Genomic DNA, 16186 nt, shown 5'->3' on the forward strand with positions numbered 1-16186 from the left:
AGTTTGCGCTGGAACATTAGCGCTTCTTCGCCGCCTGCATGTAAAGCCGCCCACGAGGGCGGCTTTTTTTTGTTCGCTGACCGTTTCTAACGATACGGGATCCGCTTTATATCAATTCGAATACTATTTTTAAGGGAGAGTGAAGGTATGCAGGCATCATTATTCGAGTCCGCATTTCGCAGGAAGGGGAGCAGGCAACGGCTACTCGCGGTTCTACTAGCGCTAGCTGTGTTCATTGGCTGTTTCGTGCAGCCGCTGGCGGCGATGGCAGAAGAGGAGAATTCGTCTCCTCAGCAGTCGGAGTTGCAGACACCGTCGCAATCGGAGTCGGATTCACAGCCGCAGGAACCGCAACAGGAGCAGGAACCGCAACAGGAGCAGTCCCAGCCGCAGGAGCAAGAGCAGTCACAGCTAGAAGCGACTGCAGCTGATTCGATGCTGCAGGACGTTGAGGCTGCTATTGAAGCAGCGGCTCTGACGATTCAGAGCCGCACGACAATTGACGATTGGCAGGCTGTCGGACTTTCCAAAGCAAACAAGCCGCTGCAGAGCAGCTATATTCCAGCGCTCTATGAGAAGTTGGTTGCGGCCAATGGGACTTTCACGCTCGTAACCGATTATGAGCGGACGGTCATTGGGCTTACCGCCGCTCATCAAGACGCGACGAAGTTCGCGGGGTACAACTTGATTGAGCGCATCTACAACAGCGAGCGAATGGAGAATCAGGGGCTGAACGGTCCGCTCTATGCGCTTATCGCGATCGACAGCGGTAACTATGAAGTACCAGCAAATGCGCTGTGGACGCGTGATAAACTCGTCGCAGCAATTATTGCGAAACAGAAGGAAGATGGCGGATTCGCCCTAGGCAGCGGTGCCAGCGATCCGGACATGACAGGGATGACGCTCATTGCGCTGGCGCCTTATGCTGGGCAAGATGAGGTGAAACCAGCTGTTGACGGAGCGGTTAATTGGCTGAACGAACACCAGCAGGCGAATGGCGGCTATTTGTCCTATGGCCAAGACGCGAGCGAAAGCGTCTCGCAAGCGATTATTGGACTTGTGTCGAATGGGATTGATCCGACCGAAAGCCGATTTACGAAGAATGGCGTCAATCTCATGCAGAAGCTACTCTCCTTCCGCCTATCGGACGGAAGCTTCAAACATACGCCGACAGGCGCATCGAACGGGATGGCGACAGAACAAGCGCTGCAAGCACTCCTTGCCTATGATTCTTTTGCCAAAGATGGTGACCGACTCTATGATTTCGGCGCACGACAGGCGTATGGTTGGCCGACGGACTGGATACTTGGTGATGGTCACTGGTCGGACGGGGAATGGCAGGCGATTGCCGTCATCCGTGCCGGACATGAGGTGCCGACCAGCTACTTGACCGCTGTTGATAGTTTCTTAAACCTCTTGAAGCAACATCCAGAGTATGCGCTAGTTACGGACTATGAGCGCATCGTGATGGCCTTATCTGCTTTGCATCTGGATGCAACGGATTACGGCGGCGAGAATCTCGTTGAGAAGATTTACAACAGCAGTATCATGGAAGCGCAAGGTCTTAACGGACTGATATTCGCGCTGCTTGCACTCGACAGCGGCGAGTACAGCACTCCGGCAGATGCGCTGTGGAATCGGGACAAGCTACTAGCTGCTATTCTCGCAAAGCAAAAAACAGACGGTGGTTTCGCTCTGTTCGGCGATGTCAGTGACCCCGACATAACGGCGATGGCTCTCACGGCGCTAGCTCCATATCGCTCACAATCGGCTGTTCAGACAGCAGGGCAAAAGGCGGTCAGCTGGCTATCGGCGAATCAGAAAGCGAACGGCGGTTACTTATCTTCCGGCGTTGATTCTAGCGAAGGAGTCGCGCAAGCGATCATAGCGCTGGCTTCGAACGGAGTTGACCCGACGAGCGCTGCTTTTACGAAGAATGGCATTACGCTGCTGGACAAGCTGTTCACTTATCTGCAGGCTGACGGTGGTTTCTCGCATGTTATCGATCCGCAGGCAGCTACCGATTTCATGGCAACCGAACAAGCATCGCAAGCGCTCAGCGCTTATGAAATGTTCATCCATGGGACAGGGAAGCTGTACCAGTTCGGCAAGCCGCAGCCGTACGTGCAAGTTCAAGTGGAAGGACCGGAAGGCGCCATCGCTTCAGGTAGGCTGAGCGGAACGAAGGCACTTGCTTCACTTGAGGAGCTTTTGCAGCAAAATCAAGTTCCGATCACGGTGACGGACTCTCAGTATGGGAAATATGTCTCCGCGATTAACGGAGTGGAAGCCGGCAAGTATGGCGGATATGACGGATGGTTGTTTGACGTGTTCCGCGACGGAAAGTGGAGCTTCCCGGCTGTCGGCATGGATGCTTATGATCTGCAGAAGTCCGACAAGCTCGTCGTCTACTATGGCGGCGATGATACGCAGCTCGTTGATTCCGTGCAAGTCACGCCTTCGGAGCCCAAAGCGGGCGAGACATTCCGGGTAACCGTAAAGAAAACCAAGCTCAACTGGAGCGATAGCGGCAGCGAAGTCGTTACTTCAGCAGCGGCAGGCGTTCAGGTGAAAATCGGTACGAAGCAAGTGAATACCGATTCGAATGGTGTAGCTGTGTTCAGCAGCGGCATTGCTTCTGCTGGCACTTATTCGATGGAAATTACGGGCTATCTGGCGAATAAAGCGCCAAGTGTCGTTCGTACGGTTCAATCGCTGAAGGTTGCGGAGAAGGCTGTCGTTCAACCTCCGACGACCAAATATATCACCTTGTCGGTAACAGGTGATGATCAGAAAGGCACGATACTTGAGTCCAAGCAAGTTGCGCTGCAAACGGGAGAGACGGCGTATTCGGTGCTTGCGCGTGAATTGCCCGGCAAGGTCCGTAAAATTGGCTCGGGACAGACGCTCTACGTGCAAGGGATTGATGGTTTGAGCGAATTCGACCGCGGTCCGGAGAGCGGATGGATGTACTCGGTTAACGGTGTCTTCCCGAATTACAGCGCCGGCGTGTACAACCTGAAGCAGAACGACGTTGTAGCTTGGCGTTATACGCTAGACCTCGGTGTTGATTTAGGCCAAGATCCGGGCGACTGGGACCCGCCGAGCGGAGACCCCGGAGACCCTGGAGAATCTGGAGGTAATGGCGGTGGGACAGGCGTTAAAGACAACATCATCGAAGTGCCTAACGACGGTCAGCAGAGTTATGTCCTTAAGTTAACGCATGATCAGCAAAATACGGATCAGTTCTCGCTCAACATTCCAGCGAACCAGCAGAAAGTGATTCTCGATATCGCAGCTGCGAGAGACGGCCTTCCGCAGGTTACGGCTAATAAAGGCAAGCTGTCGCTAGCCATTGAGAAAGGCACGAAGCTGCTCGAAGGCGGCGATTCGATAGAGTTGTTCACAAGCCTTGATGTGAAGGATGCGAAGCTGAACAGTCAAATTGAGCAACAGCTTGCAGCGGGCAAGACGCTTGGATCAATTGAGCAAGCTTTTGTCATGGGGGCAGCAGATCAGTCATATCGGTTCGATACACCGCTGACACTTACGGTGAAAGGCGGTAAAGGACAGCTCGCCGGATTCATTGAAGGGGATGTGTTCACGCCGATTCGTGTCTACGACTCCGAGGAGCAAGGGGCGCAAGCGACGAAAGGTGATGCAAAGGTTACGTATGCCTATGTTGCCGGGGATGATCTAATCATTAAGACGAATCATTTTACGTCTTATGTGATGTACACCACTCGGGGCGATGAAGAGCTGAGCACGCAATTCCAAGATGCGAATCTAATCGCGACATGGGCTTATGAGGCGATCCAAACCGCTGTGCAACGAGGCCTCGTTCAGGGCAGCGGAGATAAGCTCACTCCGAAGGCTTCCGTTACGAGAGCGGAGTTTACGAAGCTAATGGTCAGTGCGCTCGGCTTGAAAACGACGGAGGCAAAAGCGAGCAGCTTCAAGGATGTTCCGAAACAAGCATGGTTCGCTCCTTATGTGAATGCTGCTCATGAGGCAAACATCATTACTGGGTTTGGCGATCAGTTCAAGCCGAATGAGACAATTACGCGCGAACAAATGGCGGTTATGGTTGCTCGTGCGCTAGACATTGCGCCTGTTGCACAATCGACTGCGGTGAAGGACATTGCTAAGGTATCGGCATGGGCGCAAGCGGACGTGAAGACAGTCTCCAATTTGCAGCTGATGACAGGCAGTGGTAATTACTTCAATCCAAAAGAGCCGGTTACGCGTGAAATGTCGTTCGTCGTGGCGATGCGTGCTTTTGATTACAAGAATAAGCACTCGGAAGACGCGGCAGCGGGCAACAAGGTCGACCGTCAGCTTGCTTTAACAGCGGCTTATGTCCAGCAGACGGTGACAGATCCGATCGTTTCAACGCTCGGCGGTGAATGGTCGGTTATTGGACTTGCTCGTTCGGACATTCAAGTGCCGATTTCTTACTTTGCCAAGTACTACAACAATCTGGAGAAGACGCTGAAAGAAAAATCAGGCGTTCTCCACAATGTGAAATACACGGAGTATGACCGCGCCATTCTGGCGTTGACTGCAATCGGAAGAAGCGTCGATAACGTCGCTGGCTATAACTTGCTCGGGCGGCTTGCAGACTTCGATACAGTCGTGAAACAGGGCATCAACGGACCGATATTTGCCCTGATCGCGTTGGACAGCAAGGCGTATAGTGTTCCCGCAGCAGCTAGCGGAAAGACGCAGACAACTCGGGAGCTGCTTGTCGAGTATGTGTTGAAGCGTCAGCTCGCAGATGGCGGCTGGGCACTAGGTGAGAAAGCAACGGAAGCGGATCCGGATGTGACCGCGATGGCGCTTCAGAGCTTGGCGCCGTATGTGCAATCGAATCCGGCTGTGCGAACGGCAGTGGATCAAGCACTTGCTTGGCTGTCCAGCCATCAGCAAGCAGACGGCGGGTACGTGAGCAATGGCGCGGCAAACTTGGAGAGCAGCGCGCAAGTGGTCGTAGCGCTGACAAGTCTAGCCATTAATCCGGATCAGGATACAAGATTCATCAAGAACGGGCATTCCGCACTTGATGCGCTGCTAAGCTATGCGGCTCAAAGCGGCGGATTCTATCACGTCAAATCCGGAGGCACAAGCAATGGCGGCGCTTCGCCTGGCGAGGTTGACCCGATGGCGACCGATCAGGCCTTGTACGCGCTCGTTGCGTTTGACCGTTACGCGAACGGCAAATCCAGGCTTTATGATATGACGGATGCGAGAAGCGCATCATGAGCAAGAGCAGTTCGCGCAAATGGCTCGCCGCGATTGGTATAATCGCGGTGCTCGCCGCCGCGTTCTACTGGGGCGGAGGCGAGCAGCCGCCTAAGGGCAGTGGTGCAGCAGTTGCTTCGCATGCTGCAGAGAGGGAATCAGAAGCAGCGAGCTCGTCCGCTGCTTCCAATGTGCAGGCTCCGGCGGTCGGGCAATCGGCCGCCGGAGCTGCGCAGAAGCCCGATCCGCCGGTTCAATCGGCGGAGTCATCGGAGCCGATGACTCCTGCGAAGCCGACCAAGCCAGCCGCTGTCATCGATTCACAGACGGCAGGCGCGCCGAAGGATGGCGCCGCTTCGACGGGCTTGGAAGTGCCGAGCAAGGCAGCGTCGAGCACACCATCAACAAGCAAATCGGAGTCGAGCAAGCCTCCATCCAGCAAGCCATCATCGACCAAGCCATCGACATCTGCGCCACCTGCTGAATCCAAGCCGCCTGCTAATTCCAACGCAGACGACAAAGACTCTGGTAAGAAAGATCCCTATCTCACGGATAAAGTGCCTGCTGGCAAGCCTGCCCCCGTCGAGTGGCAGGACGCCAAGGTGGACAAGGAGAAGCAACTCACCGTGACATTGTCCGTCAGCTGCAAGACGATACTCGATCATATGGACGATTTTGATACGGATAAGCTGGAGGTGCTGCCGGAGGACGGCGTTATTTTTGCTGAGCAGAAGGTCACTTTCTATGAGGGAGAATCGGTATTCGACGTGCTGCTGCGGGAGATGAAGAAGCATAAGATTCACATGGAGTTTGAGATGACTCCGCTCTACAACAGCAACTATATCGAGGGCATTCATAATATTTATGAATTTGATTGCGGTGAGCTTAGCGGCTGGATGTACCGCGTGAACGGCTGGTTCCCGAACTATGGCTCAAGCCGGTATAAGCTGAAGGATGGCGATGTAATCGAGTGGCTGTATACCTGTGATCTCGGTAGAGACATAGGTGGCGCACAGACCGCTTCTGGAGGGAACCGATGAGAAGGGATGCTTTTGACTCGTGCCATCCGGTTGTGAATGCGATGTACTTTGCAGCTGTGCTTGGCTTCAGCATGTTCTTCCTGCATCCCCTGCTGCAGCTGTTCGCACTTGTCGCCGCGGTGACTTATTCAATCCTGTTAAGAGGCGTGGGAGCAGCAAAATTCAATCTGTACTATATGCTGCCACTGCTTATCGTAATGGCCGCGGCCAATCCGGTCTTTAATCACGCCGGCGTTACGATCCTCTTCTACTTGAAGAACGGCAATCCGATAACGCTCGAATCGGTGCTATACGGCATCGCGTCCTCTTTTATGTACATTACGGTTGTCATCTGGTTCTCTTGCTTTAATGCGGTTATGACGTCGGATAAGCTGATGTTTCTGCTCGGAAGAGCGCTTCCGGCACTATCGTTAGTGTTAGCGATGACGCTTCGCTTCGTGCCGCGGTACTTGCACCAGATAAAAGTAATTTCGCAGGCGCAGCGCTGCATCGGCAGAGACATGACGCAGGGCAGCATCATCCAGCGCGCACGGAGCGGGCTTCGCATCGTATCCATGATCACCTCGTGGGCGATGGAATCCGCGATCGACACGAGCGATTCCATGAAGTCGCGCGGCTATGGATTGCCGAGGCGGACAAGTTTCACGCTCTTCCGGCTAGACCGTAGAGACAAGCTGCTGCTCGCGGTTATGGTGTTGTTGATTGGGATTGTGCTTGCTGGGGCGGCAACGGGAGCGAATACGGTTCGCTACTTTCCTTCGATTCATGTAAGCGCAGTGCCTGTGCTGGGCATCGCAGGTTACATCGCATGCTTCCTGCTGTATATGCTGCCAGTCATTCTAGCCATTGTGGAGGAAGTCAGATGGAAATCTATCGCATCGAGGATGTAAGCTTCGTTTTCCCGGAGCAGCGTCAAGCCGCCCTGTCGCAGGTTAGCCTGTCGGTTAACAGCGGAGAATTCATTATCATCGCAGGGAAGTCAGGCTGCGGGAAGAGCACGCTGCTCCGCCATCTGAAGCCTGCGCTCACGCCGCATGGCGCAAGAAGCGGGCAAATTCGTTATAAAGGTAGAGCCATCGCGGATGTTAGCGAACGTGAGCAAGCATCGGAAATCGGCTTCGTGCAGCAAAATCCCGACCATCAGATCGTAACCGACAAAGTGTGGCATGAGCTGGCGTTCGGCCTGGAGAGTCTTGGTCTTGATCAGCAGACGATTCGGCAACGCGTCGCCGAGATGGCGAGCTTCTTCGGCATCCAGACCTGGTTTCATAAGCCGGTGACGGAGCTGTCAGGCGGGCAGAAGCAGCTTCTGAATCTCGCCTCAGTTATGGCGATGCACCCATCAGTCCTCATTCTCGACGAGCCGACTTCGCAGCTTGACCCGATTGCGGCAATCGAGCTGCTGGACACGATTCGGCGCATCAATCAAGAGCTAGGCACAACGATTATAATGACGGAGCATCGGCTGGAGGAAGCGCTGCCTGTCGCGGATCGACTCATCGTTCTCGATGCAGGGAGAGTGATTGCGGATGATGCTCCACGTGCAGTCGGCAAGCTGCTGCATGCGATGGAGCATCCGATGTTTGCCGCGATGCCTGCTGCAGTGCAGATCTATGCATTGACGTCTGGTTATGCCAATGCAGAAGCTATGACGCCGCTTACCGTAAAAGAAGGACGGCAATGGCTGGATCGCTTTATTGGCCAGACCGTTGTAGGAACTCCCGTCTCTAACGCGGCTAATCCGCGATTAACGAAGCGATCCGAAGCGCCAATCGCCGTTCAATTCAAGGATGTCTGGTTCAAATACGAGAAGAACGGACCTGATATTATCAAGGATCTGTCCTTCTCAGTGAGAAAAGGGCAGTTCTATTGCTTGGTTGGCGGTAACGGCACAGGCAAGTCAACGACGATGTCTATGATTAGCGGCATCCATAAGCCGTATCGTGGCAAAGTGCTGATAGAAGGACGCTCTCCGGCTTCGATGAACGCTCGGGAGCTGTTCACGAATCGGCTTGGCGTACTTCCGCAGAACCCGCAGGCGTTGTTCGTGAAGAAGACGGTCGAGCTGGATCTCTATGAGATGCTGTCTGACTCAAAGCTGTCGAAGGAAGAGAAGAAGGCAGCGATCGACGAGGTTGTCGAGTGGGCCGAGCTTACGGAGCTTCTGAGCAAGCATCCGTATGATTTAAGCGGAGGGGAGCAGCAGCGTGCGGCGCTTGCAAAGGTCATGCTGCTTGAGCCGACGATTCTAATTCTGGATGAGCCGACAAAGGGATTGGATGGATTTTTTAAAGCGAAGCTTGGCGGGTTCTTAAAGGAATTGCAAGCACGTGGCGTCACGATAATTATGGTCTCGCATGATATCGAGTTCTGTGCAAGATATGGAGATGTGTGCGCGATGTTCTTCGATGGAGGAGTCATTACCTCAAGCGAGACGAATGCCTTCTTCTCGGGCAACAGCTTTTATACAACGGCGGCTAACCGGATTTCGCGGCAGCACTGGCAAGAGACGATTACGATTGAAAGTGTGGTGCAGCGATGTCTGAGCATCAAGTAATCGAGGAGAACGAGCGTAGAAATCGTCGTCTTAGTCGGCGGACATGGTTGTCGGCATTTCTCATTCTAGCCGTGATCCCAGCGACCATGCTCCTAGGCATCCTTGTCCTTGATGATCGCAAATATTATTTTATAAGCCTGTTAATCATTCTGTACACGCTGATTCCGTTTGCGATGGTATTCGAGCGCCGCAAGCCGCAGGCAAGAGAGCTGATTGTTATCGCGGTGCTGGCAGCTATCGCGGTTGCCGGCCGCTCGGCTTTCTTCATGCTGCCGCAGTTCAAGCCGGTCGTCGCAATCGTCATCATCGCAGGGGTTACTTTCGGCGCGGAGGCGGGCTTTCTCGTTGGGGCTACAGCAGGATTCGTCTCGAACTTCCTGTTCGGACAAGGGCCGTGGACGCCATGGCAAATGTTCTGCTTCGGCATCATCGGTTTTCTCGCAGGCATCTTGTTCCAGAAAGGCTGGCTGCGACGCAGCAGACTGCAGCTCTGCGTGTTCGGTGGTCTTGTTACGCTCGTTATCTACGGCGGCATTATGAATATTGCTTCCGTTATGATGTTCATGCCGCAACTGACGAAGGAAGCGGTTCTTGCTTCGTATGCATCGGGGTTCTGGTTCGATCTTGTCCATGCCGCTGCAACGGTGTTCTTCCTCTTCGTCTTGGCGCGCCCGATGATCGAGAAGCTGGAGCGGGTGAAGCGCAAGTATGGGCTAGTCGAGCCTTAGATTTGTCGATAAAGACCCTCGGTCGCTGCTTAGTATCTTTGTCGGATGAATAAGCGCTGTACGTTCCGTTAGACCTGCAGGCAGAGTGGGTTAGTATAGTTGTAACAACAAGGTGAGTGCGCGCCAGGTTTGATAAACCAACCAACCAACCAACCAACCTACTTCTTGCACTTCTGAGCTGCCTTCTCTAACGGAACACAGACACGTTATCTAGGAGATTTCGGCGGTTTCAAACATGTAACGGTACACAGAAGTCTTATTGCCAGCAAATTGACCCATTTGGGGGCAATTGAGGTGCAATAGCTTCTCTGTGTTCCGTTAGAGCGGCAGATGGATGAAAAAACGGCGAATAAGCGCTGTACGTTCCGTTAGACCGGCAGGCAATGCAGGTTGGTATACTTGTAACAGTAGAGCTAGTGCGCACTAAGCGCAGGCGGATCGTACACTCGAGGTTACCGCCGCCGCCTTCTTCCAGACACACCGAAAGCCCCTCCAACAGAGGGGCTTTCCTGTATATTTGCTTCCGAATTCACTTCCGAATTCCCTGCGAAACTAGATAACACCTTGAGCAATCATCGCATCGGCAACCTTCGTAAAGCCGGCAATATTAGCGCCGACAACCAAGTTGCCGGGATGACCGTACTCCTCCGCCGCTTGCATGCTGCGAACGAAGATATTTGTCATAATCGCATGCAGCTTCGCATCGACTTCCTCGAAGCTCCACGCGAGTCTCATCGAGTTCTGGGCCATTTCGAGCGCAGATACAGCAACGCCGCCAGCATTGGCTGCTTTGGCAGGTCCGAACAGGACATTGCCCTTCAAGAATACGTCGATAGCTTCCAGCGTGGAAGGCATATTCGCGCCTTCGCCGATAGCGATGACGCCGTTCTCGACCAGCGTCGCAGCCGCTTTCTCGTCGATCTCATTCTGCGTCGCACATGGCAGAGCGATGTCGCATGGCAGTGACCAGATGCCGCTGCAGTCTTCTACGTAGATCGCATTGCGATGCTCTTTCACGTACTCGCTGATCCGCTTGCGTTCTACTTCCTTCAGGCGCTTGACCGTTCTCAGATCAATGCCGTCCTCGTCGTAGATATAGCCATTCGAATCGCTGCAAGCGATGACCTTAGCGCCTAGTTGCTGCGCCTTCTCAATCGCATAGATCGAGACGTTGCCGCTTCCCGATACGACGACAGTACGGCCTTCGAAGCTTTGGCCTTTCCACTTCAGCATCTCGTTCACGAAGTACACGCAGCCGTAGCCTGTCGCTTCCGTGCGCGTAAGGCTGCCGCCGTAGAGAAGTCCTTTGCCGGTCAAGACGCCAGCTTCATTGCCGCCTCTGATCCGCTTGTACTGGCCGAACATATAGCCGATTTCTCTTCCGCCAACGCCGATATCGCCTGCAGGCACGTCGATGTCAGGACCGATATGGCGGTACAATTCCGTCATGAAGCTTTGCGTGAAGCGCATAACTTCCATATCGGATTTACCTTTCGGGTCGAAATCAGATCCGCCCTTGCCTCCGCCGATCGGCTGGCCGGTCAAGGAGTTCTTGAAGATCTGTTCGAAGCCGAGGAACTTGATCGTGCTGGCATCTACGGATGGATGGAAACGAAGTCCGCCCTTGTATGGACCGATCGCGCTGTTGAATTGGATGCGGAAGCCGCGGTTTACTTGAATATTGCCATTGTCATCGACCCATGGCACCCGGAAGATGACGGCACGCTCTGGCTCGACCATCCGTTCGAGGATGTTGTTCTTGATATACTTCGGATGTTTCGCGAGAACAGGGACAAGGGAGTCCAAAATCTCTTTTACAGCTTGGTGGAAGAGAGGTTCATTGGGATTGCGTTTTAATACCGTTTCATAGACGGATTGAGCATAAGCCTTTGCTTCTTGGTGGTTAACTTCTTGAGTTGTAGTCAGCATGATTTTGTGAATCTCCCTTCGATGTTTGTACTTTTCTGATCATTGTTTGCACTTTGTAACTTATCTTAATGGATACTCTCCGATTTATGTAAACAATATATTTTGTCGGTGCGATAAAAAACCTTTATTGTGTTAAAGCGTCAAATTAGTATAGAATTGGAATTGATACCTGACATGACGTGTTATACTAGACCAAGCGTTCTCAATCATTCAAATACGATTACTAAGGAGTTCAGACACGATTATGACAATTAAAGTTGGCATTGTAGGTTATGGCAACCTCGGCAAAGGCGTTCAGCAAGCAATCGCACAAAACCCGGATTTTGAACTCGTCGCTATCTTCACACGCAGACAACCGGAACAAATGGCTTCCCTTCTCGGTGAAGTGAAGTTTGAACATATCTCTGCAGCAGACGCTTATATGGGCGTTATTGACGTCATGATTATGTGCGGCGGATCGGCAACCGATCTTCCGGAACAGACGCCTGTTATGGCGCGTATGTTCAACACTGTGGATAGCTTCGATACGCATGCGAATATTCCGGCATTCTTCGATGTCGTAGACGGCGCAGCAAGAGAGAATGGCAAGGTGAGCGTTATCTCCACGGGCTGGGATCCGGGCTTGTTCTCCTTGAACCGTCTGCTTGCGCAGTCGATTCTTCCTGAAGGAACGGACTATACGTTCTGGGGCAAAGGCGTCAGCCAAGGGCATTCCGACGCGATCCGCCGCGTGCCTGGCGTGAAGGGCGGCGTGCAATATACGATCCCGGTTCAAGAAGTGATCGAGCGCATTCGTTCAGGCGAAACGCCTGAGCTGGCAACTCGCGAGAAGCATCTTCGCGAATGCTACGTAGTTGCGGAAGAGAACGCGAATCAAGAAGAGATTCGTAACGCTATCGTATCGATGCCGAACTATTTCTCCGACTACGACACAACTGTAAACTTCATTACAGAAGAGCAATTGCGCGAAGAGCACGGTGAAATGCCGCACGGCGGCTTCGTTATCCGCAGCGGTGTTACTGGACAAGGCAAACGCCAAATCATCGAATTCGGCCTCAAGCTCGATAGCAATCCGGAATTTACGGCGAGCGTGCTTGTCGCTTATGCAAGAGCGGTCGTTCGTATGAGCCGCGAAGGACAAAAAGGGGCGAAGACGGTATTCGACGTTCCGTTCTCCTACTTGTCGCCGAAGTCTGCTGAAGAACTGAGACGCGATCTGCTCTAAAACCAAACTAGAAGACCCGCGAGAAGAGCACTTATACATAGTGTTCCGCCTCGCGGGTCTTCTTTGATTTCTTCGTTCACGGACGTTGATCGTATGTTATGATGGGTGGATAGCTTGGCAAGTACGGAATACCGAACAGGAAGCAAGGGATAGAGATGAATTCGATTACGATTGGCTTGTTCGCGCATGTGGATGCGGGCAAAACGACGTTCGCCGAACAGCTGCTTTACCATACGAACAGCATCCGTGAGCGGGGCAGAGTGGATCATAAGGACGCCTACCTCGACAGCCATGAGATCGAGCGGGCACGAGGCATTACGGTGTTCGCCGATCAAGCGGTGATGACTTATAAAGGAACGACTTATTATCTGATCGATACGCCGGGGCACGTCGATTTCTCGCCAGAGATGGAGCGCGCGCTGCAAATGATGGACTACGCCATTCTTGTCGTGAGCGCAGTGGAAGGTGTGCAGGGACATACGGAAACGGTGTGGCAGCTGCTGCATAAGCATCGCATTCCAACGTTCTTCTTCATCAACAAAATCGACCGGACCGGCGCTGATGTAAATCGGGTACTCGAAGAAATTCACATGCATCTGACCCCGGATGCGTGCCTCATAACGGATCGATTGTCGGATGGACACCTTGACGAGGCGTTAATCGAGATGATGGCGGAGCGGGATGATGAGCTGCTGGAGACGTTCCTGGCAGGATCTGGCGACCAGGCTTTATGGCTGCGAGAGCTGCAGGAGATGATACGCGAGCATCGGTTGTTCCCATGTGCGAGCGGATCGGCCTTGCAGGACGTCGGCGTCTTGCCTTTTCTGGAGCAACTGCACGAATTGACCAGCTCGCCTTACATCGATATGGATGCTCCGTTCGGCGGGCGCGTCTATAAGATTCGCCACGATCAGAGCGGCATGCGGCTCACGTATATCAAAGCATTGAGCGGCAAGTTGAAGGTTCGAGATGAGGTATGTTACGGGAGCGGGGACGAGCAGGTATGTGAGAAGATCACGCGTCTCTTGCTTGTGAACGGCACGAAGATGCAGGCAGTGGATCAGATCCGCGCAGGCGATCTGTTTGCTGCTGTCGGGCTGTCTGCCGCTGATGCGGGCCAAGGCTTGGGCAGTTTAACGGATCAGCTCATGTATGATATGGTGCCGACGCTGACGTCGAAGGTGAATTTTGCAGCAGCATTGAATGTGAAGGATGTCCTAAAGGCATTCCAACTGCTGAACGCGGAGGATCCGTCGCTGAACGTCGTCTGGGAGGAGAGCCTGCAAGAAATCCATATTCACGTCATGGGTCTCATTCAGCTGGAAGTGCTGCAGCAGCTTGTGAAGGAGCGATTCCAGCTCGATGTCACGTTCGGCAGTCCGGAAATTCTGTACAAAGAAACGATTGCCGGAGCCATGCGAGGATATGGGCATTTCGAGCCGCTTCGTCATTATGCGGAGGTTCATCTGCTGATGGAGCCGGGAGAGCGGGGCAGCGGCATTGCGTTCGAAACGGTGTGCCATCCGAATGTGCTCACCATAGGCAATCAGAATCTGATTAAGACGCATCTCTTCGAGCGCGAACATCACGGCTTGCTGACCGGAATGCCGCTGACTGATTTGTTGGTGACGCTGCTGATAGGAGCCGCTCATAATGAGCATACGCATGGCGGGGATTTCCGCGAGGCGACCTTCCGTGCGCTGAGGCAGGGGCTGGAGAAGGCGGAGAACGTACTGCTGGAACCCATCTACGAGTACAAAATCAAAGTGGAAATTGATTATCTGGGCAAAGTGCTGTCCGATATTCAGCGCGCTTCCGGGCAATTCGATCCGCCTCACACGACCGCGACGCATGCTGTTGTTACGGGGAAAGTTCCGGTAGCAACCTTCATGGACTACAGTACGGAGCTTGCTTCGTACACGCATGGCAGAGGCATTCTTCATCTGGCCTTCGCCGGCTATGACCGATGCCACAACGAGCAGAAAGTCATTGAACGCAAAGCCTATCAGAAGGATGCAGATCCGCTCTACACATCATCTTCGATCTTCTGCGCGAAGGGGGCCGGTTACTCGGTTCCATGGGAAGAAGCGGAAGCGAAAATGCATTTATTATAGAGCCTTTATTACAGGAATTGATAGGCTGAAGGAGGAATTAACTTGGCAAAAGCATTAGCAAAATCAGCAGTTCCGATTGGAGCGGCGACCGTATTTCCAATTCTATTCGCAATTAGTATCGTCCATTTGCTCAATGATACGATGCAGTCGACCGTGACGGCGCTCTTCCCGATCCTGAGGGATTCGATGCATCTGAGCTATAAACAGATCGGGTTCATAGCTTTTGCAATGAACGTTACCGCAGCCGTTATTCAGCCGCTTGTCGGCTTGCTTGCGGATCGTCGTCCGAGACCGTATATTTTGCCGGTTGGGGTTGCTTTTACACTGATCGGCGTCATTGCGCTCGCGCTTGCACCTGCATATGCGTATCTCGTCATGTCGGTAATGATGATCGGGATCGGCTCTGCGATCTTCCATCCGGAATCGTCCCGTGTCGCTTACATGGCTGCAGGGGGCAAAAGAGGGCTGGCGCAGTCGATCTTCCAGGTTGGCGGCAATATCGGCGGTGCGCTCGGACCGATTATGAGTGCCGCGATCTTCGTGCCGCTCGGGCAGATCAGCGTGCTCTGGTTCACGATCGCTGCCATCGCCGCGATGATTATTCAGACCTATGTCGCTCGCTGGTACAGCCAGAATACGCTGCAGCCGCGTCCTGTGGCATCAAAGTCCAGAGCCACAGCAGGCTCTGCGAAGAAGGCGTCGGCTTTAACGCGCAATCAAGTCATTGCAGCGATCTCGGTACTGGTGTTTCTCGTATTCACGAAGCATATCTATATGTCGAGTATTTCGAGCTATTATAGCTTCTATTTAATTGATCATTTCGGAGTCAGCGTTCAGAATTCACAGCTATTCCTGTTCGCTTTCCTTGCAGCATCGGCGGCGGGCACGTTCTTCGGCGGACCGCTCGCAGACCGTTACGGGCGCCGAAACATTATCTGGTTCTCGATTCTCGGTACGGCGCCGTTCTCCATTCTGCTTCCGTATAGCAGCCTGGCAATGTCCGGTGTCATGTGTGTCTGCGCAGGGTTCGTGCTGTCGTCGGCGTTCTCGATTATCGTCGTCTTCGCGCAAGAGCTGTTGCCTGGCAAAGTCGGTCTCGTATCCGGCCTGTTCTTCGGCCTTGCGTTCGGTATCGGCGGCCTTGGTTCGGCCGTTCTCGGCTGGATTGCGGATTCCACGAGCATCGAGCATATGATGAAGCTGACGGCTTACTTACCGCTGCTGGGCATATTGGCGATCTTGCTGCCGAAGGATGACCGGGTCCGGGCATAGACCATCTCGTTATCCGCTTATTTGCGCTAACGGTCTCCAGAGTCGTTATTTGGCTAATTTCGCTGGTTTTCGGAATGTAA

General features: G+C 53.4%; 9 protein-coding genes. 8 read left to right on the forward strand and 1 reads right to left on the reverse strand.

Going from position 1 to position 16186, the window contains the following annotated elements:
* Positions 1–147 precede the first annotated feature (147 nt).
* From AC0YNX_RS18095 to AC0YNX_RS18115, 5 genes are read left to right on the forward strand one after another with little or no spacing between them, the layout of a single operon-like run.
* Positions 148–5262 (forward strand): S-layer homology domain-containing protein, encoded by a 5115-nt coding sequence (locus AC0YNX_RS18095; protein ID WP_475817103.1) that lies wholly within the window; start codon positions 148–150, stop codon positions 5260–5262.
* Complete coding sequence (locus AC0YNX_RS18100; protein ID WP_475817104.1) at positions 5259–6281, forward strand: DUF4430 domain-containing protein; 1023 nt, start codon at positions 5259–5261, stop codon at positions 6279–6281. Before AC0YNX_RS18095 ends, AC0YNX_RS18100 begins: the two co-directional genes overlap by 4 nt.
* The gene (locus AC0YNX_RS18105) at positions 6278–7171 is read left to right on the forward strand and encodes an energy-coupling factor transporter transmembrane component T (protein ID WP_475817105.1); all 894 of its coding nucleotides are present in this window, start codon (positions 6278–6280) and stop codon (positions 7169–7171) included. Before AC0YNX_RS18100 ends, AC0YNX_RS18105 begins: the two co-directional genes overlap by 4 nt.
* Positions 7144–8838 (forward strand): ABC transporter ATP-binding protein, encoded by a 1695-nt coding sequence (locus AC0YNX_RS18110; protein WP_475817106.1) that lies wholly within the window; start codon positions 7144–7146, stop codon positions 8836–8838. The genes AC0YNX_RS18105 and AC0YNX_RS18110 overlap by 28 nt, the downstream gene beginning before the upstream one ends.
* The gene (locus AC0YNX_RS18115; protein WP_475817107.1) at positions 8820–9566 is read left to right on the forward strand and encodes an ECF transporter S component; all 747 of its coding nucleotides are present in this window, start codon (positions 8820–8822) and stop codon (positions 9564–9566) included. The genes AC0YNX_RS18110 and AC0YNX_RS18115 overlap by 19 nt, the downstream gene beginning before the upstream one ends.
* 552 nt (positions 9567–10118) lie before the next feature.
* Here the strand turns inward: AC0YNX_RS18115 and gdhA are convergent.
* Complete coding sequence (gdhA, locus tag AC0YNX_RS18120) at positions 10119–11495, reverse strand: NADP-specific glutamate dehydrogenase (protein WP_475817108.1); 1377 nt, start codon at positions 11493–11495, stop codon at positions 10119–10121.
* A 244-nt stretch (positions 11496–11739) separates the two neighbouring features.
* Between gdhA and AC0YNX_RS18125 the strand changes: the two genes are divergently transcribed.
* From AC0YNX_RS18125 to AC0YNX_RS18135, 3 genes are all read left to right on the forward strand, one after another.
* The gene (locus AC0YNX_RS18125) at positions 11740–12720 is read left to right on the forward strand and encodes a diaminopimelate dehydrogenase (protein WP_475817109.1); all 981 of its coding nucleotides are present in this window, start codon (positions 11740–11742) and stop codon (positions 12718–12720) included.
* A gap of 155 nt (positions 12721–12875) precedes the next feature.
* Positions 12876–14834 carry a GTP-binding protein gene (locus AC0YNX_RS18130; protein WP_475817110.1) on the forward strand — a complete coding sequence of 653 codons (1959 nt, stop codon included), beginning with the start codon at positions 12876–12878 and terminating at the stop codon, positions 14832–14834.
* 42 nt (positions 14835–14876) lie between these two features.
* Complete coding sequence (locus tag AC0YNX_RS18135) at positions 14877–16106, forward strand: MFS transporter (protein WP_475817111.1); 1230 nt, start codon at positions 14877–14879, stop codon at positions 16104–16106.
* Positions 16107–16186: the final 80 nt, after the last annotated feature.

This window comes from Paenibacillus sp. J31R98, from assembly GCF_056269245.1.

Coding starts and splice junctions, on each gene's coding strand:
- AC0YNX_RS18095 (WP_475817103.1), top strand. CDS start 148: ATGCAGGCATCATTATTCGAGTCCGCATTTCGCAGGAAGGGGAGCAGG.
- AC0YNX_RS18100 (WP_475817104.1), top strand. CDS start 5,259: ATGAGCAAGAGCAGTTCGCGCAAATGGCTCGCCGCGATTGGTATAATC.
- AC0YNX_RS18105 (WP_475817105.1), top strand. CDS start 6,278: ATGAGAAGGGATGCTTTTGACTCGTGCCATCCGGTTGTGAATGCGATG.
- AC0YNX_RS18110 (WP_475817106.1), top strand. CDS start 7,144: ATGGAAATCTATCGCATCGAGGATGTAAGCTTCGTTTTCCCGGAGCAG.
- AC0YNX_RS18115 (WP_475817107.1), top strand. CDS start 8,820: ATGTCTGAGCATCAAGTAATCGAGGAGAACGAGCGTAGAAATCGTCGT.
- gdhA (WP_475817108.1), bottom strand. CDS start 11,495: ATGCTGACTACAACTCAAGAAGTTAACCACCAAGAAGCAAAGGCTTAT.
- AC0YNX_RS18125 (WP_475817109.1), top strand. CDS start 11,740: ATGACAATTAAAGTTGGCATTGTAGGTTATGGCAACCTCGGCAAAGGC.
- AC0YNX_RS18130 (WP_475817110.1), top strand. CDS start 12,876: ATGAATTCGATTACGATTGGCTTGTTCGCGCATGTGGATGCGGGCAAA.